At 37.3% G+C, this 23139-nt stretch carries 16 protein-coding genes, 1 tRNA gene and 1 other RNA gene; 12 read left to right on the top strand and 6 right to left on the bottom strand.

Annotation, left to right across the window (positions count from 1 at the left end; translation table 11 throughout):
• Positions 1-30 precede the first annotated feature (30 nt).
• Positions 31-1041 (bottom strand): ornithine cyclodeaminase family protein, encoded by a 1011-nt coding sequence (locus HMPREF9706_RS00600; protein WP_006907398.1) that lies wholly within the window; start codon positions 1039-1041, stop codon positions 31-33.
• 199 nt (positions 1042-1240) lie between these two features.
• Here HMPREF9706_RS00600 and HMPREF9706_RS00605 point away from each other — a divergent pair, with 199 nt between their 5' ends.
• The 4 genes from HMPREF9706_RS00605 to HMPREF9706_RS00620 all read left to right on the top strand — a co-directional run bounded on the left by HMPREF9706_RS00605 (position 1241) and on the right by HMPREF9706_RS00620 (position 6936).
• Positions 1241-2986, top strand: coding sequence for an ABC transporter ATP-binding protein (locus HMPREF9706_RS00605; protein ID WP_006907399.1), 1746 nt, complete (start codon positions 1241-1243; stop codon positions 2984-2986).
• On the top strand, positions 2979-4781 hold the full coding sequence (locus tag HMPREF9706_RS00610) for an ABC transporter ATP-binding protein (protein ID WP_006907400.1): 1803 nt from the start codon (positions 2979-2981) through the stop codon (positions 4779-4781). The genes HMPREF9706_RS00605 and HMPREF9706_RS00610 overlap by 8 nt, the downstream gene beginning before the upstream one ends.
• A gap of 226 nt (positions 4782-5007) precedes the next feature.
• Positions 5008-6330, top strand: a complete 1323-nt coding sequence (locus HMPREF9706_RS00615; protein WP_006907401.1) for a uracil-xanthine permease family protein — start codon at positions 5008-5010, stop codon at positions 6328-6330.
• A gap of 36 nt (positions 6331-6366) precedes the next feature.
• The gene (locus HMPREF9706_RS00620) at positions 6367-6936 is read left to right on the top strand and encodes a xanthine phosphoribosyltransferase (RefSeq protein ID WP_006907402.1); all 570 of its coding nucleotides are present in this window, start codon (positions 6367-6369) and stop codon (positions 6934-6936) included.
• A gap of 49 nt (positions 6937-6985) precedes the next feature.
• Here the strand turns inward: HMPREF9706_RS00620 and HMPREF9706_RS00625 are convergent, their stop codons facing one another.
• On the bottom strand, positions 6986-7942 hold the full coding sequence (locus HMPREF9706_RS00625; RefSeq protein WP_006907403.1) for a glutathione S-transferase family protein: 957 nt from the start codon (positions 7940-7942) through the stop codon (positions 6986-6988).
• A 248-nt stretch (positions 7943-8190) separates the two neighbouring features.
• Here HMPREF9706_RS00625 and HMPREF9706_RS00630 point away from each other — a divergent pair, with 248 nt between their 5' ends.
• Positions 8191-9378: a M20 metallopeptidase family protein gene (locus HMPREF9706_RS00630; protein ID WP_006907404.1), complete on the top strand. Its 1188-nt coding sequence runs from the start codon at positions 8191-8193 to the stop codon at positions 9376-9378.
• 147 nt (positions 9379-9525) lie between these two features.
• Here the strand turns inward: HMPREF9706_RS00630 and HMPREF9706_RS00635 are convergent.
• Positions 9526-9606: transfer RNA gene (locus tag HMPREF9706_RS00635), tRNA-Leu, on the bottom strand.
• 203 nt (positions 9607-9809) lie between these two features.
• On the opposite strand from HMPREF9706_RS00635, the gene HMPREF9706_RS00640 reads away from it, so the two are divergent.
• Positions 9810-11012 carry an acetate kinase gene (locus HMPREF9706_RS00640; protein WP_006907405.1) on the top strand — a complete coding sequence of 401 codons (1203 nt, stop codon included), beginning with the start codon at positions 9810-9812 and terminating at the stop codon, positions 11010-11012.
• Positions 11013-11209: 197 nt separating this feature from the next.
• Entirely contained in the window at positions 11210-11746 is a 537-nt protein-coding gene (gene pyrR, locus HMPREF9706_RS00645) for a bifunctional pyr operon transcriptional regulator/uracil phosphoribosyltransferase PyrR (protein ID WP_006907406.1), read from the top strand.
• Positions 11747-12120: 374 nt separating this feature from the next.
• On the opposite strand, the gene ssrS is transcribed toward pyrR, so the two are convergent.
• Both ssrS and HMPREF9706_RS00655 read right to left on the bottom strand, forming a co-directional pair.
• A non-coding RNA gene (ssrS, locus tag HMPREF9706_RS08865) (6S RNA) lies at positions 12121-12304 on the bottom strand.
• 67 nt (positions 12305-12371) lie between these two features.
• Positions 12372-13643, bottom strand: a complete 1272-nt coding sequence (locus tag HMPREF9706_RS00655) for a replication-associated recombination protein A (protein ID WP_006907408.1) — start codon at positions 13641-13643, stop codon at positions 12372-12374.
• Between the two features lie 172 nt (positions 13644-13815).
• On the opposite strand from HMPREF9706_RS00655, the gene HMPREF9706_RS00660 reads away from it, so the two are divergent.
• From HMPREF9706_RS00660 to recD2, 4 genes are all read left to right on the top strand, one after another.
• Complete coding sequence (locus HMPREF9706_RS00660) at positions 13816-14952, top strand: cysteine desulfurase family protein (protein WP_006907409.1); 1137 nt, start codon at positions 13816-13818, stop codon at positions 14950-14952.
• Positions 14953-14971: 19 nt separating this feature from the next.
• Positions 14972-15307, top strand: coding sequence for a cysteine desulfurase (locus HMPREF9706_RS00665; RefSeq protein ID WP_006907410.1), 336 nt, complete (start codon positions 14972-14974; stop codon positions 15305-15307).
• Between the two features lie 75 nt (positions 15308-15382).
• The gene (mnmA, locus tag HMPREF9706_RS00670; protein WP_040444528.1) at positions 15383-16528 is read left to right on the top strand and encodes a tRNA 2-thiouridine(34) synthase MnmA; all 1146 of its coding nucleotides are present in this window, start codon (positions 15383-15385) and stop codon (positions 16526-16528) included.
• Positions 16529-16678: 150 nt separating this feature from the next.
• Positions 16679-19162 carry an SF1B family DNA helicase RecD2 gene (recD2, locus tag HMPREF9706_RS00675; RefSeq protein ID WP_006907412.1) on the top strand — a complete coding sequence of 828 codons (2484 nt, stop codon included), beginning with the start codon at positions 16679-16681 and terminating at the stop codon, positions 19160-19162.
• 9 nt (positions 19163-19171) lie between these two features.
• Here the strand turns inward: recD2 and HMPREF9706_RS00680 are convergent, their stop codons facing one another.
• A complete protein-coding gene (locus tag HMPREF9706_RS00680) occupies positions 19172-20110 on the bottom strand; it encodes a diacylglycerol/lipid kinase family protein (RefSeq protein WP_006907413.1) in 939 nt (312 codons plus the stop codon).
• Positions 20111-20456: 346 nt separating this feature from the next.
• Between HMPREF9706_RS00680 and alaS the strand changes: the two genes are divergently transcribed.
• A complete protein-coding gene (gene alaS, locus HMPREF9706_RS00685; protein ID WP_006907414.1) occupies positions 20457-23102 on the top strand; it encodes an alanine--tRNA ligase in 2646 nt (881 codons plus the stop codon).
• Positions 23103-23139: the final 37 nt, after the last annotated feature.

The following is a 23139-nucleotide window of genomic DNA, read 5'->3' on the forward strand; positions in this document are numbered from 1 at the left end:
TAAAGATTGGCAAGTTTTATAGTAGACTTTTTAAAAAGGGCTAAATTCATAAATGGAGCCTAATTCATTTTGACAGGCCATTTGGTAGATAGTACCCGCTAGCGCAATATCTAATGCTCCCATTCCAATTGGAACGCAAAGTGTTAATCCCTTTAATTGCTTAATTTGAGTATTACCTGCCGCCAAATTACCGATTGTTGTATCGATTGTGTCTTCATCAATTAATGAAGTTCGATAAGCATCAGCGAGGGCTCCACGATGTAGAGCTTGTGCCACATGATCTACAATAATTCGATCAGCATCTTTAATAATTTGATTATCAATTTCATGACCTGAACCGATTGGGATGATGATGGTATCACCGGAAAGGTCTTTTGGTTGAAATAGAGCATGATTTGACTTTGTTGCTGTAATAATGACGTCAGCATCACAAGCGTCCTTAGCTTCTTTGACAATTTGAATAGGTCCATCAATGCAAGATTGATGTTTTTTGATAAAATCTTGGATATTATGCGTTTGATAATCCCATATTTTTAATTCTTTTATTGTAAACCATTCAGTTAATGCTTGAACTTGAGTAGATGCTTGAGCACCGGTACCAAATAAACCTAAGCTAAAAGGATGATTTCTAGTAAATCCTAAATATTTAAGAGATACTGCTGATTGAGATCCAGTACGATAATTAGTGATCAAACTACCGTCTAGAATCGCTTCGAAAGTCCCCATTTGAGGGTCAATCAAAAGTATTAGACCATTAATGTAGGGAAAGCCAGCAGCTTTTCGTTTGCCGTCAAAGCCACCCACCCATTTAAGTCCTGCAATATCGAGTGTATCTGTCTTTATATAAGCCGGCATGGCATTCATATAGCCGTGATAAGCTGGCCAAATTGAATTTTGACCTAGGTCCAAAGTAACTTTCGTTGGATTCTTTACGTGTCGGTGACCAAAGGCTTGGAAGGTTTGGTCAACCACTTGATTAGCTAATTCAAAAGAAATTAGCTGTTCGATCGTTGATCGATCAATTAAACGTGTTTTTGTCATAAATTCATTCCTCCCTTTCCCTTGTATATAGAATAGCTTATTTTGGGAATGAAAGCGATCTTTTTATATAAAGAAAGTTTTTGATAAGTTTTTATGATCGATAAACCGGAATTTTTGAAGCTAAACCTCCTACAGCTTGCATCTAGTCTCTAAATACTTTACCATCAATATCAGTATTATAAACAAAGGAGAGTTTCCTATGGGCTACATTTTTAAATATTTAAAAAGATATCCGGCTGAGTTATCAGCTGTAATGATTGCTACAGCTGTAACTTGTGCGGCGATTTTAGGTATGCCTACGATGCTAGCAAAATTAATTGACAATGCCATTTTGGTTAATCAAATGGATCGAGCCTGGCCTTATGTTTGGGGAATGGTATTATGTACGGTCTTAGGATTTATCGCAAGATCAGTCCGGATGTATATGGCGAGCAAAGTTGTGAATGATATGACGATGGCGATGCGCAATGATGTTTACCATAAAATGATGGCCTTATCGCACCATGAATTTCAGGAGTTCGGTGTACCTTCATTAACAAATCGAATTACGAATGATGCATTTGTTCTGTTACAGTTTGTCGAAATGATTCTCAAGCAAGGCTTAATGGGTCCTGTGATGATTCTGTTTTCAGTTATCATGATTATTAGGATGCAGCCTTATTTAGGATTGCGTTTGATTCCAGCTGTTCTAGTGATTATCACTTTTGTGGTTCTCATTTCAATATTTTCTAAGCCTTTATCAGAAAAGCAACAGCTCTATCTCGATAAAATCAATCGAATTTTAAGAGAATCCATAACTGGATTGAGAGTAATCAGGGCCTTTAATCGTGAAGATTTTCAAAATGACCGCTTTATGGCTGTCAATGAAGAATATCGACGAACTGCTAGTAAATTATTTAAGTTAATGGCTAGTGCACCGACTTTATTCTATTTAACCACAAATTTGGCATTGGTTTTTATTATTTGGATTGGTGCCCATTTAATTGAAGCTGGTTCTTTGCAAGTGGGGACTCTTTCTGCATTTATTGAATATATGTTTGAGGGCTTATTTTCATTAGTTGTTTTTGCCTGGGTTTTTATGATGTATCCGAGGGCCTCTGTCTCAGCTAATCGATTGAAGTCTGTACTGGAAGCACCCATCACCGTAAGAGAGTTAAGTGACGATGAAATCGTTGATCCTGGCCAAATTAAAGAGCGAGGGACTTTGGAGTTTATTAATGTTGACTTTGCTTATCCAGATGCGGATGAGCCGGTTCTTCGTAATATCTCCTTTAAATCGAAACCCGGTCAGACGGTTGCATTTATAGGTTCAACGGGATCTGGGAAGTCGACGATTGTTAAATTAATTCCGCGTTTTTATGATGTGACCCGTGGGAAAATATTGGTGGACGGGGTAGATATTCGGCATTATCGTTTAGCAGATTTACGTAGTAAAATAGGATTTACTCCCCAGAGTGCTCTACTATTTAAAGGGAATATCGCCGATAATTTACGATATGGTAAGCATGATGCTGATGAAACAGATATGGAGCACGCGACACAAATTTCTCAAGCTCAAGAATTTGTTGAGAAACTAGACCAAGGATATCAAGCAGAACTAACAGAGAAGGCTTCAAACCTATCGGGTGGGCAGAAGCAGCGTTTATCGATCGCGCGTTCAATTATTAAAGATCGTGAAATATATATTTTTGATGATTCTTTCTCTGCTTTAGATTATAAGACTGATGCCCAGGTTCGAGCAGCGTTGAAGCAAGAGACCAAAGATGCAACAACAATCATTGTTGCTCAGCGAGTTGGTACGATAATGCATGCTGATCAAATTATTGTATTAGACCAAGGTCGAATTGATGCGATAGGCACACATAAGGAACTATTAAAGAAATCAAAGATCTATTATAATATTGCTTCATCCCAATTAAGTGAGGAGGAATTAACTCATGGCTAAAATGAAAACCAGACAAGTGTTAAATAGAATCTGGGTCTATATGCGCCCTTATAAATGGCAGTTTATTTTTTCAAATATTGCCTTAGTCATCTCAATTATTTCTTCTGCTTTAGAACCTTATATTTTTGGGTTAGCTATTACAAAGTTAGCTGAGAATGTCATTCAGATATCTCGGGGGGTTCCGGGTGCCCATGTTGAATTTTCCTATATTCGAAATATTCTTATTCTGTACGCTATTCGAGGGTTTTTTTATTATGGATCGAGCTATCTTTCTCAATTTTTATTAACGAATGTGGTTCAAAATTCAATTTTTGATTTGCGTCATGATTTATCGAATAAAGTCAATCGCTTACCTGTTTCTTATTTTGATCAACAAGAAACGGGAGATATTTTGTCTAAGATGACGAATGATGTGGATACTATTTCAAATGCCATCCAACAGTCTTTTTCTCAACTAGTGATTGCTATATTGGGAATTATATTATCGATGACGATGGTTTTTTGGATTCAATGGCGCATTGCGCTCATAATGTTAGTCATGATCCCATTAACTAGTCTTGTTGCTCGCTATTTCTTGAAAAAATCACAGCCGGCATACAATCAACAATCTAATGCATTAGGACATTTATTCGGTTATGCTCAAGAACAATTATCTGGCTTTACGGAAATAAAGGTTTTTGATAAACAAATGGATTCGGTGGAAGAGTTTCGAAAAAGAAATATGAATCTACGAAATCATGGTTTTAAAGCATCGTTGATTTCTTCGATGATGATGCCTGTTATGGTAATGATGTCTAATCTAACCTATATTGTTGTAGTTGTTTACGGCCTACAATTGGTATTTGCGGGTGCACTAGCTATCGGGAATCTGGATGCTGTTTTATCCTATGTATGGCAAGTCACTCAACCGATCCAAACCATTTCACAATTATCTGGTGTTATTCAATCAGCACTTTCTGCTTCTTATCGGGTCTTTGGTTTCTTAGATGAAGAGGAAGAATCTGATCCCCAAGTGACCCAAACCTTCCCTGAAGAAATACAAGGAGGGGTTGAATTTAGAAATGTTTGTTTTGGTTATAAAAAGGATCAGCCTTTAATGAAGAATATTTCTTTTAAGGCCCACCCTGGTGAAATGATCGCGGTAGTCGGTCCTACTGGGGCTGGAAAGACGACTCTTATTAATTTGTTGATGCGTTTTTATGATATTGATAGTGGTCAAATTTTGATCGATGGAGTGGATACACAAGAGGTTAGTCGTCAAGATTTGAGAAAACATTTTGGGATGGTACTTCAAGATGCCTGGTTATATACCGATACGGTGATGGAGAATATTCGTTTTGGTGATTTGGATGCTAAAGATTATGAAGTTAAAGAAGCAGCAGAAATTGCCAATGTAAATCATTTCATTAAAACATTACCGAGCGGTTATGATATGGAAATCAATGAAGAGGCATCTAATATTTCTTTAGGTCAAAAACAATTAATGACAATTGCTCGAGCCGTGTTATCTGATCCTGATATCTTAATTTTAGACGAAGCGACTTCTTCTGTTGATACGCGTTTAGAAAAATTAATTCAAGAAGCGATGGATAAAGTAATGGAAGGAAGAACATCATTTGTTATTGCTCATCGTCTTTCAACCATTCGAGATGCGGATCTCATTTTAGTTATGAAGAATGGGAATATTATTGAGACAGGGACACATGACTCCTTATTAGCGTCTGGAGGCGTCTATGCTGATCTATATAACAGTCAGTTTAATAATAATCCAGTGGATGTTCATATGGCCTTTTAATATGAATTATCTATTTTATAAGAGGTGGTGACCAAGGTTGCCACCTTTTATTTGTGACTAGAAATTAGCTATTTAAATGTTTATTTAATACAAGGAAGCAATCGTAGACCTTTTAGGGTAGAATCCGAACGTTTGAATTTTAGAATGTGTTTATTAGTGGATTCTCATGATAAAGATAGAATCATTGCTTATAATAAAAGGCATCAAGTATCCAAGGAGGAAAAGTATGGAAAATTCAGGACCAGCAATTAAATTAAGATATCATGTTGAGGATCGACCACAAGTTGGAGAGACGATTCTCTTAGGATTCCAAAATGTGATCACATCTTTTGGGGGACTTGTGGCAGTTCCTATTTTGATTGGTTCAATGGCTAATTCATCGATTGAAGAGATAGCTTATCTGATCTCGGCGGCATTATTTGTATCTGGTTTAGTATCGATCATTCAATCAAAAGGTTTTGGCCCTCGGTGGTTCCGCGTTGGAGCAGGGCTTCCAACTATCATGGGGACAGATTTTGCCTTTATTGGCCCGGCAGCCTCAGTGATCGCTTTGGGGGGAATACCAGCTTATTTTGGAGGATCCATGCTTGCATCCCTCTTAGAAATCGTAATGTCTTATTTTGTAAAACCACTGATGAAATACTTTCCTCCGGTGGTTACCGGATCGGTCATCACTTTATTGGGAGCCACTCTTATGTCCGCTGCTATGGATTGGGTTGCTGGAGGTGCTGGGGCAGAAGATTACGGTTCTCCCTTAAACCTATTGATTGCAGTAGGGGTGTTTTTATTAGTTGTGTTAATTAATCATTATGCTCCCTCGAAGTTTTCGTCTTATGCCGTTTTAATTGGTATGGCTATTGGTTATCTAGTGTGCATTCCATTGGATATGGTAGATTTAGCCAAGGTAGGAGAAGCAGCATGGATCTCTTTGCCAAGTTTTAATAAGATTGGTATTGATTTTAATCCAAGTTATGCAATTCCATTTTTATCTGGCTATTTAGTTACCGTTATTGAGACCGTAGGTGTCATGCAGACTTTAGGACAAGTAACACAAACTGAACTAACAGATGACCAAGTAGCTGCTGGGGTGAGGGCAGATGGGTTTGGTTCATTTATTGCACCGCTATTTGGTTCAGGGCCAGCAGCTACCTTCTCTCAAAATGCTGGTTTGATTCCTTTAACCCGAAATGCTTCTCGAATTGTGGCTTTAGTCGCTGGGCTAATTATGATACTATTATCTATGAGCCCTAAATTGGCGACCATTATTTCAGTAATGCCTTTACCAATCCTTGGTGGTGCAGGAATCTTAATGTTTGGTACGGTTGCTGCAGCAGGAATTCAGTCATTAAGTCGTGTTGAGTTTAATACACGTAGCTTAATTATTATTGCTTCTTCAGTAGGAGTTGGATTAGGAGTTTCATTTAGACCTGAAATTACAAGTCAGTTACCATCATTTCTAGCAGGTCTTTTTTCATCGGGAATTTCTGCAGGAACGATTGTGGCTCTGTTATTAAATCTGATCTTAAAAGATCAACAGACCATTGATTAAATCTTTGATCTTTGATAAGTAATAAGGAGGATATTTATGCGTGCATTAGAGGAGCGAATTCAGGAAAAAGGACGAGTTTTAGATGGGAATATTTTAAAAGTTGATTCTTTTTTTAACCACCAAGTAGATCCTGAATTAATGATGCTCATGGGTAAGGATTTTGCAGAGCATTTTAGAGAAAAGGGAATAACTAAGGTTTTAACGTTGGAGGTCTCAGGAATAGCAATGGCCTTAACGGCAGCTCTAGAGCTAGGTGTGCCGATGGTTTTTGCAAAAAAAATTAAATCTCTAACTTTGAACGATCAAGTCTTTGTGAGCCAGGTATATTCATATACGAAAGAAACTACCTATGAAATTCGAGTGGATAAACGTTTCCTTAATGACCAAGATCGTGTATTAATCATTGATGATTTTTTAGCGAATGGAGAAGCTCTTAAGGGGTTAATTGATCTTTGTGATCAAGCTAAGGCTCAAGTAGCTGGTATTGGAATTGGAATTGAAAAAGTCTTTCAAGGTGGAGGCGACAAGGCCCGTCAAGCGGGCTACGAGGTTTATTCTCAGGCAAGGATTAAGGCTTTTGAAGAGGGTAAGGTTATTTTTGAATAGCTAATAAAAAGCACTATCACTTTACTTCAGTGATAGTGCTCTTTTAATTCTATAAGTCCCAATCTAAAATGGGTCCGCTTGGAATAATTCCATTAGGATTGATTGTCGGATGAGATCCATAATAATGTGTTTTTATGTGATCAAAATTAATCGTTTCTTTGATACCTGGCAAATGATAGATTCTTTTAGTGTAATTCCATAAATTGGGATAAGATGTAAGAGGCCTTAGATTACATTTAAAATGGCCAAAATACACACTATCAAAGCGGACGAGGGTTACGAATAAGCGGATATCTGCTTCCGTTAACTGGTGATCAACTAGGTATTCAGACTGACTGAGATGATTTTCTAGTTCATCTAGTGTTTTAAAAACAGCTTGAACTTCTTCTTCATATACCGCTTGCTCTGTAGCGAACCCAGCCTTATAGACTCCATTATTAATATGATCATAAATAATATCATTCCATTGGTCGATTTCAGCCTGTAATTCTTGAGGGTAGAAGTGGCCATTTTTAGCACCAAGATTATCAAAGGCAGTATTTAGCATTCGAATGATATCCGATGATTCATTGTTGACAATTTTATTCGTTTTTTTGTCTAATAAGATTGGAACGGTGACTCTACCACTATAAGTAGGTGTTGATAAGGTATAGATTTGGTGTAGATACTTTGCTTTGATGACTGGGTCAGCAATGACTCCAGGATAGTTATCAAAGCTCCAACCTTGATCAAGCATATAAGGACTAACAATCGATACAGGGAGTATCTCTTCTAATCCTTTTAGAGCACGCACAATCATAACCCTTGAAGCCCATGGACAGGCTAATGAGACATAAAGATGATAGCGGTTTTTCTCCGCAGGAAGGGTTTCAAGATTATTAATGAATTCTTTCCCATTTGGACTAATCCATTGCCTAAATTGAGAGTCTTTACGAACAAATCTTCCTCCTGTAGACTTTGTATCATACCATTTATCTTGCCATTTTCCATTAACGAGTAATCCCATTAAATCGCCTCCTTTTTAATTAGTTTAACTCAAATAATCAAATTTGTCTTTGATTATTGTCTAGCTTTTTGGAAAGTATTCATAATTTCCAACACTTACTGTAAATTTTGGAATGCTATGGTTACTTACTTTTTATTGCCGACCAAGACTTAAATAATAGGTATTCTTTTTGATCAGTTTTTTATAAAAGACTAGACAGTTTAATTATTTGTAGTAGAATTTAATCATTACAAACTTAGGAGGCTAGTATGACCTATTTAGAACGAGCACGAGAGATGTTTGATGAGGCTGTTAAGGTACGTCGTCAATTACACGAAAATCCAGAAGTTGGGTTTGATTTACCTAAAACTACCAGACTGATTAAAAGTAAGTTAGATGAATTTGGCATTGCTTATCATAATGTTGGTGATAGTGATGGTATTACTGGAACTATTGGCGATTCATCTAAAGGTAAAACATTACTTTTAAGAGCAGATATGGATGCCCTTGCCATTACAGAAATGTCTAAAGGGGTAGTTGTTTCTAAAAATGACAATGGTCATCTATGTGGGCATGACCTTCACCCAACTATTTTATTAATGGTATTAAAGATGCTTAAGGAAGATGAAGATAAATTAGAAGGACAAATTAAATTCCTTTTTCAACCAGGAGAAGAGACGCTGACAGGTGGAGAGGTGATGCTTAAGAATGGTATCCTTGAAAATCCAAAACCTGATGCTGGAATGGTTATTCATATGTGGCCAATTGCTAAGGAAGTAGGAGTAGAAATTCAAAAGGGGGCTTCATTGGCTTCTGCTTTAAATTTCCGAATTACGATTAAAGGAGTGGGAGCACACGGAGCTATGCCATATAATGGGGTGGATCCTATCTTTGTAGCTAGTCAAATTATCAATGCGGCTAACGGAATTCTAGCACGTGAATTACCATCGAACAAAGGAGCTTCACTATCGATGGGCTATCTATCAGCACCTGGTGGAGCGGTTAATGTAATCCCTGACACTGTTGTATTGGAAGGAACATCTAGATCCTTGTATCCAGAATCTGCTGAACATATGAAGAGTCGATTACCGGAAGTGGTAGATCATATCGCAAAGGCATTCCGTGCGGAAGCACAATTTGAAGTGTTAGCAGATGTTCCTGCTTTAATCAATACCGAAGCGATTACTGAGCAATTACAAAGCTCAGCGGAAGAAGCATTACAAGGTGAGTATCCAGTTAAAAACGTTGGACCTTATCTTGCTTCAGAAGATTATGCCCATATTGCAGCAAAGTTACCAGAAACTTGTTATTTCTTTATTGGCTGTCCCGAACCAGATGAAAATGGAAAAACATATCCGGTTCACCATCCGCTTGTACAGTTCAATGAAGAAGCACTTATTGTTGGTTCTGCTACTATGGCAACGGCTGCCTTTAATTGGTTAAGAGACAATAAATAAGCTTTTAAATAAGATTAAGTATTAGAACTATTTGATTGTAAGAGCCAGCTTTCTCTGAAAGTTGGCTCTTGTTGATAAAATATATAGCCCTCTATCCTAAAAGCTAGATTGGGGGCTATATATATATATATATATGACTTAGTATTATGCGGGCGATGAGAGTCGAACTCACACTTCAAAAGAAACTGCCGCCTGAAGACAGCGCGTCTGCCATTCCGCCACGCCCACTTAACTTCTATTCTATGCTTTTAGAAAATTTTGTAAAGAATTTCTTAGATGATTTTTACATAAGTGTTAATTTTATTATCCCATTCCTCAAAGCGTCTATTTTTTGATAATTCGCATGACAAGTTTGATTTTTATTTAACTTATTCATCAAACAATGTTATAATTAAGCTATTGGAATATATTAAGAAATGGGGAATAAGACTATGTCAAAAACGATGGCAATTAACGCAGGCTCTTCATCATTGAAATTCCAAATCATTGAAATGCCTGAAGAAAAATTACTATCAAAAGGGTTAGTTGAACGAATTGGAATTGCTGATTCAAATCTTGAGATTAAATACACAGATAAAAATGGACAGAATCAAAAGTTCACTTTAACACAAGATATTCCAGATCACGCTGTTGCTGTTGAGTTATTATTGAAAAACTTGTTAGATTTAGGCGTAATTGCTTCTTTTGAAGAAATCACGGGTGTGGGTCATCGGGTAGTTGCCGGTGGCGAAATCTTTAAAGATTCTGCTTTAGTGGATGAACAAGTTATCAAAGATGTTGAATCACTTTCAGAATTTGCTCCGCTTCATAATCCAGCTGAAGCTGTTGTTATGCGGGTCTTCCAAGAGAAACTACCTCATGCAACGATGGCAGCGGTTTTTGATACGTCATTCCATACATCAATGCCAGCTGAAAATTATCTCTATAGCTTGCCTTATGAATACTATGAAAAGCATTCAATCCGTAAGTATGGTGCTCATGGAACCAGTCATCATTTTGTGGCTCATCGTGCCGCAGAGATTGTGGGCAAGCCAATAGAAGAATTAAAGATTATTACTTGTCATTTAGGTAACGGCGCTTCGATTACTGCAGTAAAAGAAGGAAAATCGATTGATACTTCAATGGGATTCACGCCATTAGCAGGTGTCACAATGGGAACTCGTACTGGAGATTTAGATACCTCGCTCATTCCATATTTAATGGAAAAAGAAGGAATCAAAGATATCAATGAAGTCATTAATATCTTTAATAAAAAATCTGGTTTATTGGGTATTTCTGGCGTTTCATCAGATATGCGTGATGTTGAAGAAGCGGCTGAAAAAGGGAACGAAAGAGCTCAATTAGCCTTAGATATTTTCTTTAATCGAATTATTAAGTATGTGGGACAATATATTGCATTAATGAATGGTGTGGATGTGATTGTCTTTACAGCTGGAATTGGTGAAAATTCTAAAGAAACTCGTCAAATTGTCATGGATAATTTCGGTTATATGGGAATTAAAATTGATCAAGAACGCAATGATACACGTTCTGAAGCGGTTGTGTCAACGGATGATTCGAGTGTAGTGGTTATTAATATTCCAACTAACGAAGAGATTGCGATTGCTCGTGATGTAGAACGATTAAGAAAATAATTTTATAAAGCAACTATAATAAACGATGCCTCATACTGTAGGCTTGTGGACATCTCCATAATACTTGATTAGTGCTTGCGGTGATGGGTCTAAAAGCTATTGCATATAGTGGAGGCACACTTTAGAAGTAAAAAAAATTATTAAAAAAGGCTATGACTCGATTGTCACAGCCTTTTGACTATCTAAGGAGTCAATTAATGGAGAATGTAATTTTAGATCAAGCCAAATTAGATCGGACATTGAAGCGGATTGCACATGAAATATTAGAAGCTCATTCAAATGTAGAAGACTTGGTTCTGATTGGGATAAAGACGCGGGGAATTTTTCTGGCGAATCGTTTGTCTCAAAAGATTCAGGAAATTGATGGGAATGAGGTAGCCTTGGACCATCTTGATATTTCATTTTATCGAGATGATTTAACCTATCGGTATGACTCACAATTACCTAAAGTTGAAAAAGCTGATTTTACTCAAGTGTTAAAAGACAAAACAATTATTTTGGTTGATGATGTTTTATATACAGGACGAACAATTCGAGCGGCATTGGATGCGATTCTTACTTACGATCGACCTAAAAGGATTCAATTGGCAATTTTAGTCGATCGTGGTCATCGAGAATTACCGATTCGAGCGGATTATGTGGGCAAAAATATTCCAACTTCTAAGGAAGAACGAATTGCTGTGCGTCTAACAGAAGTAGATGGAGAAGACCAAGTGGTGATTATTCGACCTTAACCTTTTTTTAAGAGTAAATTAAAAATTAAGAAAGATAGGATTCCTATAAAAAGAAGCAGGGCAATTAGCCAGATTATGCAAACGAGTTTTGTTCCTTTATAGAATAAAAATACGCCAGTTATTGCAAAGATAAGGACAGTCCAATAAAATTTGTGGACTGTCTTTTTTGATGAGATACCTAGAAGAACCATTAATTCTTTATGATAGATTCGAGCATAAATTGCTAACAGAAGTAATGAAATAGGTAAACAATAAAATACAGGGGACATAAAAATTTCTCCAATCAAGTAATTTATAAGCATTCTTTAAAAGCCAAGGCTGTAACAGGAAGGGTAAGAAACATAATAAAAAGGACTGGTAAAACCAGTCCTTGAAATACATCCGTATCGTGCCGTATCAATAAAGCTAGGTTGAACCCGCTAGCAATCAGGTGGGCTCCACACAGTCTTCTAATGACGTCCACATGCGATGGCTTGTCAGACAAAGCTGCTCATAGGATCCCAATTAAAAAATGTTCGGTCAACACAGTGTAAATATTCTCGAACACTTCAGATGTATTTCCTATGATTTAATTATAGCAGTTTTTTCATTTTATGCAAGGGTTATCAGCTTTTTTATGAAGTAGTTATTTTTTTCGGTCGGGCCAAAGAGATTGGTAGTAACGAGCAATTCCTTCTTCGTATTTTCCGGTAGGTTGTGGATTAAAGTACCGTTGATGGACTTGGTTGACAGGTAAGTAGCTTTGTTTGATAAAATGTTGTGGATAGTCGTGAGGATATTGATATTCCTTAGCTAGTTGTTTTGCTTCTCGGCTGGCATAAGACGTATCTTTTAAGTGATCAGGAATGGGTCCAATTTTTCCTGAACGAATATCACTCATCGCTTGGTTAATTCCACGATAAGAAGTATTCGACTTAGGACTTAAAGCAAGGTCTACGACGGAAAAAGCGAGTGGGATTCGTGCTTCGGGAAGACCAAGTTTTTCTGCGGCTTCAACAGCCGCAACCGTACGTTGTGTTGCAGCTGGATTGCCAAAGCCAATATCTTCATAGGCAATGACTAAAAGTCGACGACAAGCGATAATTAGTTCTCCTGCCTCCAGGAGTAGACCAAGATAATAGAGGGCAGCATCGGGATCGGAACCACGTATCGATTTTTGGAATGCAGAAATAACATTATAATGAGCATCGCCTGATTTGTCGTGGCTAAAGCCCTTATGTTGAAGACATGTCTGAGCAATTTCAAGGTTAATAATAATATTTCCTTGGTCATCTTTAGGTGTTGATAAAACAGCCAGCTCGAGTGCATTAAGAGATGAGCGAATATCTCCATTTGTAACACCTGCAAAATGGTTGAGGGTTGCATCATCAATTTTTACAGAATAATCGCCTAAGCCCCTTTCTTTATCAACTAAAGCGCGTTGAAGCCCTGTTTTAATATCATCGGGTGTTAGAGCTTTCACTTCAAAAAGTTGTAACCTTGAACGAATAGCTGGATTTATCGCAATAAAAGGATTTTCGGTTGTGGCTCCAATTAAAATAATGCGTCCCTTTTCTAAATGGGGAAGGAGAAAGTCCTGTTTAATTTTATTTAATCGATGTATTTCATCAAGTAGAAGTATGACTGCACCAGACATTTTTGCTTCTTGAACAACAATTTCAAGCTCTTTTTTGCCATCAGTGGCGGCATTAACTTGACGGAATGCATAGTGGCTAGAACCCGCTAGAGCTGCAGCGATAGAGGTCTTACCTGTACCTGGGGGGCCGTATAGGATCATTGACGAAAGTCGATTGGCTTCAACCATACGACGAATAATTTTTCCTGGACCCAATAAATGTGTCTGACCGAGAACTTCATCAATGTTTTGGGGACGCATTCGATAGGCTAAAGGTTCCATAAGACCGCTCCTTTCTTTGTCGATTAGTTCCATTGTAGCATAATGAGCTAAGAGTTTAACCATTTCTGTTTTTATATTCAAGTTCTTTTTCGATGAAAATTGATGTTTATTCGATTACAAATTTAGGGATTTAAGGTATAATATGAGTAAGTGTTAAAGTAAGGGTGATAGAATGACTTATTTAGATTATGCAGCAACAACGCCAGTAGATCCTCAGGTAGCGGAATGTATCTTTGATACAATGACTAAGTTTTTTGGGAATCCCTCATCAACCTATCACTTAGGAAAGGAAAGTAAGCATCTTCTTTTATCGAGTCGGCAAAAGATAAAAGATCTTCTAAGATTGCCTAAAGAGAGTCAATTATATTTTACCTCGGGTTCTACAGAGGCCATTAATTGGGCTTTGATGTTTCAAGCAAGAAAAGCAAACGAATTAGGCTTAGGCAATCATATTGTCGCTAGTTCAATTGAACATTCTGCTGTTAGAGAAGTTTTATTAGCACTGGAAAAAGAGGGCTTTGAGATCACGTGGATTGATCCTCAGTCGGATCATCAATTTTCGGTGGATCAATTTGTCGATGCAAGTAATGAAAATACAATTGGTTGGACAGCTATGGCTGTTAATAATGAATTAGGCTCAGTGCTACCGATTCAAGATTTGGGTCAGCAAGCAAAACATATGGGTTTGTGGTTTCATGTTGATGCAACACAAGCTGTTGGATATCAAAAGGTTGACCCGGAAAATATGCCCTGTACTTCATTTTGTGCATCCGGTCATAAATTTTATGCACCTAAAGGGATTGGCTTTTTGGTCTATCAACCTTGGAATGATGCGATGACATTAAGGCCGATGATTTTAGGTGGTGGACAAGAGTATAAGATGCGTTCAGGGACTGAAAATATTCCTTATATAGTTGGTTTAGCTAAGGCATTAGAATTAATGCTAGAGGATCAGCGAAAAAGTCCTAATCACTATCAGATACTTTCTCAATACTTTTTTGATCAATTGACGAAAGCAGGAATTGAATTTGAGCAAAATGGAGATATTGTTCATCATAATCATCGTGTTCACAACATATGGATAAAGGGACATTTAGCAAGTCAGTTGATGATTCAATTTGATCTGGCTGGGATATACTTATCAGCAGGCTCTGCTTGTTCAGCTGGATCTGTAAAGCCAAGTCGAATTTTGAAAGCCTATTATCCTGAAAATGAAGCTCTTTGGCGGGAAAGTCTTAGGGTTTCTTTCGGACGTTATACAAGCGAGGATCAAATTGATCAATTGATCATGGCATTAAAAAAGATTTAACATAAAGGAGGAAAACGGTATGGCATTCTCAACAGAAGCAAGTTTAAAAGGATTTAATCGACAGTTTAAGGTGAGCTCCGAATGTAAGCCCTACACACTGAGAGATAATGGCTTTGTAGAAACAAGTGGTGGGAATTATCTATATAAGCGTCCTTTAGATTCGACCCATCGAGCAGGACTTGTACTGAAGGTTACCGTCAATCAAAAGATTAATCAGCTGAAAATTTCAACAGTGACGGCAAATGGACTTCAAGCAGTCAATGTTGAAAAATTGGCTAATAATGAAATGGTGATTGAAAAAATAAATTTTATTTTTGATGGCTTTGTTGATCGAAATGTCTTGGTTGAGGTATAATACTTTCATTTTAAAAAATAAGACGAACACTAATCTAAGAGGGTTCGTCTTTCATCATTTAGAAAGGGTGTTAGTGTGGAAAGTGAACTATTAAACAATTCCAAAAAAAGAGTGGTCATCGGAATGTCTGGGGGTGTAGATTCTTCGGTGGCAGCCTTGTTATTAAAACAAGCTGGCTATGATGTAGTGGGCTTATTTATGAAAAATTGGGATGATACGGATGAGTCAGGCGTATGTACTGCGACAGAAGATTATGAAGATGTTTCTTTAGTTGCGGAAAAAATAGAGATTCCATACTATGCTGTTAACTTTGAAAAAGAGTATTGGGATCGGGTTTTTGAGTATTTTCTTTCAGAGTATCGCCATGGCCGCACTCCTAATCCAGATGTTATGTGTAATAAAGAAATTAAATTTAAGGCATTTATGGATTATGCCATGGGGCTAGGTGCAGATTATATTGCCATGGGACATTATGCGCAAGTTGAGTGTGATGATCAAGGTCATGTTCATTTGCTAAGGGGAGCAGATTCAAATAAAGATCAGACTTACTTTTTAAGTCAACTTTCGCAAGAACAATTAGCACGATCGCTCTTTCCAATTGGTCATCTTGAGAAGAAACAAGTTCGTGAGATTGCAAGAGATGCCGGTCTTGCGACGGCCAATAAAAAAGATTCGACGGGAGTTTGCTTTATTGGTGAACGAAATTTTAATGAATTTCTTTCTAACTATTTACCGAATAAACCTGGAAAAATGAAAACGATCGATGGACGTGTCATGGGGGAACACATGGGCCTAATGTATTATACGATTGGGCAACGTCACGGTTTAGGAATTGGAGGAAGCGCAGGTTCCGATGGATCGAATGAACCATGGTTTGTAGTAGGTAAAGATATGTCAACTCAAACTCTCTATGTAGGTCAAGGTTTCCATCATGAAAACCTCTATGCCGATGATTTGATAGCGTCACAAGTTTCCTTTACCCAAAAGACACCCCCTTCTTCTTCTTTTGAATGCACAGCAAAATTTAGATATCGTCAAAAAGATGTTCCAGTTACAGTACATTTACTCGAAGATGGTCAGAAGGCTAAAGTCGAATTTCACCAACCTGCCCGTGCAGTAACTCCAGGACAGGCTGTAGTTTTCTATCAAGGTAGAGAGTGCCTAGGAGGCGGGTTGATAGATGCGGTTTATAAGGATGGTATAAAAAGACAATATGTTTAGTATAAATAGCTAGTAATTGAGGAGCTCTGAGTCTCATAGTCTGCTAGACCAATGAGTTCTGAGCTTTTTTGCTAGATATCGAGCTTTAATTACTTTAAGAAATACATTTGTTATAATGGTCTTGTCTTAGATGTGAAGGGGGAGGATAACGTGGAGGAAATAAACATTATAGCTTCTGCTCAGGCAGTTTATTTTGAAAACCCTAGTAACTTCTATAAAGTAGTACGAGTATTTGTAGAAGAAGATCCCCAACAAGTCATTCAGAATGACGAGATCGTGATGACAGGCCAATTTATTAGCTTGCAAATGGATACTTCCTATGAATTTTTTGGGAAATTGGTTCAACATCCTAAGTATGGTCAACAGTTTGCTGTATCTCATTATCGTCAGATTGCCCCTCAATCGAAAGAGGGGCTAGTTAATTACCTATCGAGTGACCGATTTAAGGGAATAGGAATTCGGACTGCTGAAAAAATAATTGCTTGTTTAGGCGAGGATGCAATCGATCAGATTCTGAACGATCCAGCTTGTTTAGATAAAGTGCCTGGATTATCCGCTAAAAACGCTAAAAATCTAACGGATAGTTTGTTGGCGCATCAAGGAACGGAACGCATATTTGTTCAGCTAAATTTATGGGGATTCGGACCTAAGATTGCAGAAAAAATTTACAAAATTTATCAAACCGAGACACTTAATAAAATAAAAGATAATCCCTATGAATTAATTGAAAAAATTGATGGGATAGGTTTTCAAAAAGTCGATCAATTAGCGATAAGTTTAGGATTCGATCCTAGCGCAAGTCAACGTTTGTCAGCAGCATGGGTTGAAGTTGTTAAGCAGATTTGTTACCGGCAAGGTAACACTTCAGTTAGTGTCTCATTAGCTCAACAAAAAGCACAAAGCCTTCTTGAAAGATGCCAATCTGTATTAATTTTAAAAGAAGATTTAATTCAAGCCTTGGATGAAGCTATATTACAAGAACGTTTAATTTTAGATCAAGAATCTCTGATGCTTCCGTCTATTTTTTACGCAGAATATGGTGCCAGTCAGAAAATACATCATTTTATGCAGGAAAGTCAGCAATTTGATATTGAAGACGATGAGATAAGTCAAGCGATTAAAGAAATTGAAGACCTACTAGAGATTATCTATGATAGTCAACAGAAAGCTGCATTAAAATTAGCAATTCAGTCTCCTATGTCAATTATTACTGGAGGACCAGGTACTGGGAAAACAACACTCGTTCAAGGGCTAATCTATCTACATGCCAAGCTAGAAGGCTACGATCTGGATGATTTGACCCCCTCTAATATTAATTCACCCATTCGATTAGCGGCTCCTACAGGAAGAGCAGCTAAACGGATGCAAGAAAGTAGTCAATTACCAGCAGTTACTATTCATCGTTTAATTGGTTTTACCAGAGAGAGTGTGATGGAAACTTTTACTCCAGAGGAAATTGAAGGTTCTCTCTTAATTATTGATGAAATGTCGATGGTGGATGTTTGGTTGATGAATTGGTTGTTACAGGCGATTCCTTCTCATATTCAAGTGGTATTTGTAGGAGATCAAGACCAACTTCCTTCAGTTGGTCCAGGAAAAGTATTTGCTGATTTAATTGCTTCTCAGGTCATCCCTACAATATTCCTAACTAAGATATATCGACAAGCACAGGATTCATCGATTGTTTCTTTAGCGCATAACATTCGCAAAGGCTATTTGCCAAGAAATTTCTTAGACAAGCAAGAAGACCGATCATTTATTCCTTGTGATTCATCACAGATTGGTTATATGATTCAACAAGTAATTGACTATGCTAAAAAGAAAGGTTTTAGTGGACAAAATATGCAGGTGTTAGCTCCTATGTATAAGGGACAGGCTGGGATTACTCAGATTAATCATTTGTTACAAGAACAATTGAATCCTGCTAGTGTTAAGAAAAGACAGATCAAGCATTATGATCAAGTGCTTCGACAAGGAGATAAGGTATTGCAATTGGTGAATAATACCGATGAGGGCGTTTATAATGGAGATATTGGCTGGGTTTGTGCAATATTGACCGCCAAAGAATCTTCTTCAAAACAAGAAGAGTTAGTGGTCGACTTTGATGGAACCGAAGTACACTATACGAAGAATGAGTTAGATCAATTGACCCTGGCATACTGCTGTTCGATTCATAAAGCGCAAGGAAGTGAGTATGATCTAGTTATTCTTCCTTTAATTGATATGCATTCGCCATTACTAAGACGAGACGTTGTTTACACAGCTGTAACACGTGCTAGTAAGTTTTTGATTCTATTAGGTAATCCAAATAGTTTTCAAAAAGCAGTAGCCTCACAACAAGTTGAACGAGAGACACATTTAAAAGACTATCTACAACTTCTTTTTAATAAGAAATTAGATAAACAAAAATCACAATCAATTACTTCAAGTCAAAAATCGATTACTCAAGGCCAAAATTCAGATTTGACCATTCTTAATACTCAAGCAGACTTGAATCATCGTCAGTCAAATGTTCATTCGTCGAACTTAAGTGATGAAGAGATCCAGCTAACGGATGAATCTATTTTTATGATTGATCCGATGATTGGAATGGGAGATTTAACCCCATTTGATTTTATGAAAGTCCAAAAATAACCAGCTAGCCTAGATAAAAAAAGGATAGCTGGTTTTTTTAAATTGACAATGAATTGGAGAAGAAGTGTTTAGTTCACCATCGTATTCTGAGCGGATAATCTGAGGACTCCACAATTCAAATTGATTTCCTCTAAGGTGAGTGAGGTTATTAGAATTGATGGGTTTGTGGCTAAAAAGAATATTCCAAATTAAATTAAGAATAACCTTGAAGTTTAAGTGATGAAAAATATAAAGTGAAAAATCCTTTTGGTGGGGATCAAACTGTGGAGCTATCTGAATTCCACCTCCGACAAATGGATGGTTCATCATCAAGACGAGCCCACAATTTTCAAAATGTTGCTGAGATCCCTCATGATTCACATCCAATGAAAATGTTTTAATATCTTTTAAGGCTAAAAAGACCGCGAAAAAATATGATAAATGGGATAACTTAAAGCGGTTTAGTTTTTCTTTAAGATTATAATGGGTCATACTATGGATAACCTCTGCATCAAAACCGAATCCATAAGAATTAATAAAATAACCCACTTTGTGTTGACTTTTGTTTTGATAATAGCCAATAGGAATATGTTTGGCTTGGCGTTGATAAAGCATTTTATCAATCATATCTGGTACGGAGGCTTCGTTAAACCGTGCTCGGTAAAAATCGTTGCCTGTTCCAGCTGCAAAATAGGTTATGGGAATTTTTAAACTGAGTGATAGGAGGGTATTAATAACTTCACTGAGCGTTCCATCACCACCAATGACGGCTAAACGATGTTTATTTGGATCAAATTGTTGTGTAACAAGTTGTTTTGTGATAGATACTGCATGTTGAGCGTATTCAGTTTCATAAGTAAGATGGGGTATTCTTAAAGCTTGAAGTTCTTGACGTACCTGATTTAAGACCTGTCGTCCTTTTCCAAATCCAGCCATAGGATAGACTATAATGTATATTTTTTCGATCAAGGTGTCACCTCTTCTAATTAATTTTCAACAGTCTAAAAACCATTATACTTGAAATACGTTAAAAAGAAATCATGAATTTTCCAATTGGATAAATGATTGACCTATTTAGTAAAAATTGATAGAATTGTCATAGAGATATGCTGTTTATCCCATACAGAGAGATTAGATTGCTGAGAATAATCACGATAGATAGTGCTCCTCTTAAGAAGTCAGTTGAAAGACTGAGGTAGACTGGCCTTAACAGTACAAAAGAAAGACGAAAGTCCTTATAAGTAAGGTGGTACCGCGGTTTGGCGCCCTTACATATAAGGGCATTTTTTATTAAATTTATAAAAGGGGAAATATAATGCAAGCTTTGAGTAGTAAAGAGATTCGTCAAAAATTTTTGGATTTTTGGGAATCAAAAAATCATGAGATTATTCCGTCCGCTTCCTTGATTCCAATCAATGACCCTAGTTTATTATGGATAAATTCGGGGGTTGCCGCATTAAAAAAATATTTAGATGGATCAGAAATTCCAGATAATCCTAAAATTGCCAATGCACAAAAATGTATTCGGACGAATGATATTGAAAATGTGGGGGTAACTGCTCGCCATCATACTCTGTTTGAAATGCTAGGAAATTGGTCGATTGGCGATTACTTTAAAGAAGAAGTAATTACTTGGGCATGGGAGTTATTGACTGGAGAAAATTGGTTTGCCATGGAACCAAGTCGTCTTTATGTTACTTATTATCCAGAGGATGAAACAACTCGCGATATCTGGTTAAATAAAGTGGGCCTAGCAAGTGATCATTTAATACCAGTAGAGGATAATTTTTGGGATATTGGAGAGGGGCCTTGTGGACCAGATACTGAAATATTTTATGATCGAGGTGAAAAATACCAGAATCTATCTGATGATGATCCTGAAATGTATCCAGGTGGCGAAAATGAACGTTATCTAGAAATATGGAATTTAGTATTCTCACAATTTAACCATATGCCGGACCACACTTATCAACCTCTTCCTAGCAAAAATGTGGATACGGGTATGGGCTTGGAACGTATGGCATCAGTTATGCAGGATACACCAACCAATTTTGAAACGGATCTTTTTAAGCCAATCATTGATAAAATTGCTCAATTAACAAGTTATAATTATGGTGAATCTGATAAAATCGATACTTCTTTCAAAGTAATCGCCGACCATATTCGAGCAGTAACTTTTGCAATTTCTGACGGTGCATTACCTTCAAATGAAGGTCGTGGATATATTTTAAGAAGATTAATACGTCGATCGATTATGCATGGTCGTAAATTAGGTATTAAAAATTCTTTTGTAGCGGATTTGGTACCAGTTATCGTATCTATCATGGGTGAGTTCTATCAAGAATTACAAACCAATGCTGATTTTGTACAAAAAGTTTTGATCAAAGAAGAACAACGTTTCCATGAAACGATTGGGGAAGGGGAAGCTCATTTAGAGACTGTCATTGAGGGATTGAAGTCCGAGGGAGTAAAAGTGATTCCAGGTCAACAGGCTTTTCAGCTTTATGACACATTTGGTTTTCCACTTGAATTGACTCAAGAGATGGCTGCAGAAGCTAGTATGGAGGTTGATTTACAAGCCTTTGATGAGGCAATGGCTAAACAAAAAGAACAGGCTCGATCTGCTCGCTCTAATGAGGGCTCCATGTCTGTTCAATCAGCTGCTTTACAAGAGATTGATTATGATTTTGATTTTGTAGGATATGATCAATTAAGTACCAATGCAACCTTAAAATATCTTGTGGCGGGAGATCAAAAAGTTAAACAATTACCAAGTCACAGCGAAGGTTATGCCTTCTTTAATCGGTCCCCATTTTATGCTGAAATGGGAGGACAGATTGCGGATGATGGTGGGATCTTTGATGGGGAAACGATGATTGCAGAGGTCCTTGATGTTCAAAAGAGCCCCCATGGTCAGTTTATGCACAAAGTGAGAACATTTGATTTGCCATTAAATGTGGATCAATCGTATACCTTAAGTGTTGATCGGGCAAATCGTTTAAAAACTAATAAGAATCATACGGCTACTCATTTGCTTCACCGTGGTTTGAAAAATGTTCTAGGGTCACATGCTAATCAAGCTGGATCTTATGTAGGACCTGATCGCCTACGTTTTGACTTTTCACATTTTGCGAAAATGTCCCAAGAGGAATTAAAACAAGTTGAAACTTATGTGAATTACATGATTGAAAATGCTGAAGCCGTTAATATCAATGAGATGCCAATAGACGAAGCAAAGGCCATGGGCGCAATGGCTTTATTCGGTGAAAAATACGGTGATGTTGTTCGAGTAGTGAATGTTGCGAATGAATCTATTGAGCTGTGTGGTGGTACCCATGTCTCTAATACCAATGAAATTGGGACCTTTAAGATTTTATCTGAAACAGGAATCGGTGCTGGTATTCGACGGATCGAAGCCTTAACTGGTCAGGCAGCTATTGCGGATTACCAAGCTAAAGAAAATCTACTTCATGAAGCACAAGAAAAATTAAAAGTAGCTCAATCTAGTCAGTTTCTCCATAAGATCGATCAATTACAAGCGGAACTCAAAGATCAGCAGGCTCAAATCGATGCCCTATCTGCAAAATTGATGAAAGAAGCTTCCAACGAAATTTTTGAACAAGTTAAAGAAGTAAAAGGAGTTCGTTATATTGCAGCTTCCTTGAATAATCAATCGATGGACGCCCTCAGAAGTCTTGGTGATCAATGGAAGACGAAAGAAATTTCCAATATCTTCGTGGTAGCAAGTCATGAAGGAGAAAGTGCCAAATTATTAGTTTTAGTGGATAAAGAGGCTAATGATATGGGGATAAAAGCAGGAGATTTGATAAAACCTTTAGCGAAGGTTATTGGTGGTGGCGGTGGTGGACGCCCTGACATGGCTCAAGCCGGTGGGAAGAATCCACAAGCCATTCAAGAAATGATAGGCCTAGTGGCTAGTGAAATTGAAAAATTACTGTAAAACAAGCAATTTAATTCAGAATGTGTTAAAATGAATC

This window comes from Facklamia hominis CCUG 36813, assembly GCF_000301035.1.
GTDB lineage: Bacteria > Bacillota > Bacilli > Lactobacillales > Aerococcaceae > Facklamia > Facklamia hominis.

Bases quoted from the DNA above. Each gene is read 5' to 3' on its own strand.
- HMPREF9706_RS00615 (WP_006907401.1), top strand. From the start codon at position 5,008: ATGGAAAATTCAGGACCAGCAATTAAATTAAGATATCATGTTGAGGAT.
- HMPREF9706_RS00630 (WP_006907404.1), top strand. From the start codon at position 8,191: ATGACCTATTTAGAACGAGCACGAGAGATGTTTGATGAGGCTGTTAAG.
- HMPREF9706_RS00660 (WP_006907409.1), top strand. From the start codon at position 13,816: ATGACTTATTTAGATTATGCAGCAACAACGCCAGTAGATCCTCAGGTA.
- HMPREF9706_RS00665 (WP_006907410.1), top strand. From the start codon at position 14,972: ATGGCATTCTCAACAGAAGCAAGTTTAAAAGGATTTAATCGACAGTTT.
- HMPREF9706_RS00640 (WP_006907405.1), top strand. From the start codon at position 9,810: ATGTCAAAAACGATGGCAATTAACGCAGGCTCTTCATCATTGAAATTC.
- HMPREF9706_RS00610 (WP_006907400.1), top strand. From the start codon at position 2,979: ATGGCTAAAATGAAAACCAGACAAGTGTTAAATAGAATCTGGGTCTAT.
- HMPREF9706_RS00625 (WP_006907403.1), bottom strand. From the start codon at position 7,942: ATGGGATTACTCGTTAATGGAAAATGGCAAGATAAATGGTATGATACA.
- HMPREF9706_RS00620 (WP_006907402.1), top strand. From the start codon at position 6,367: ATGCGTGCATTAGAGGAGCGAATTCAGGAAAAAGGACGAGTTTTAGAT.
- alaS (WP_006907414.1), top strand. From the start codon at position 20,457: ATGCAAGCTTTGAGTAGTAAAGAGATTCGTCAAAAATTTTTGGATTTT.
- HMPREF9706_RS00655 (WP_006907408.1), bottom strand. From the start codon at position 13,643: ATGGAACCTTTAGCCTATCGAATGCGTCCCCAAAACATTGATGAAGTT.
- HMPREF9706_RS00605 (WP_006907399.1), top strand. From the start codon at position 1,241: ATGGGCTACATTTTTAAATATTTAAAAAGATATCCGGCTGAGTTATCA.
- HMPREF9706_RS00600 (WP_006907398.1), bottom strand. From the start codon at position 1,041: ATGACAAAAACACGTTTAATTGATCGATCAACGATCGAACAGCTAATT.
- pyrR (WP_006907406.1), top strand. From the start codon at position 11,210: ATGGAGAATGTAATTTTAGATCAAGCCAAATTAGATCGGACATTGAAG.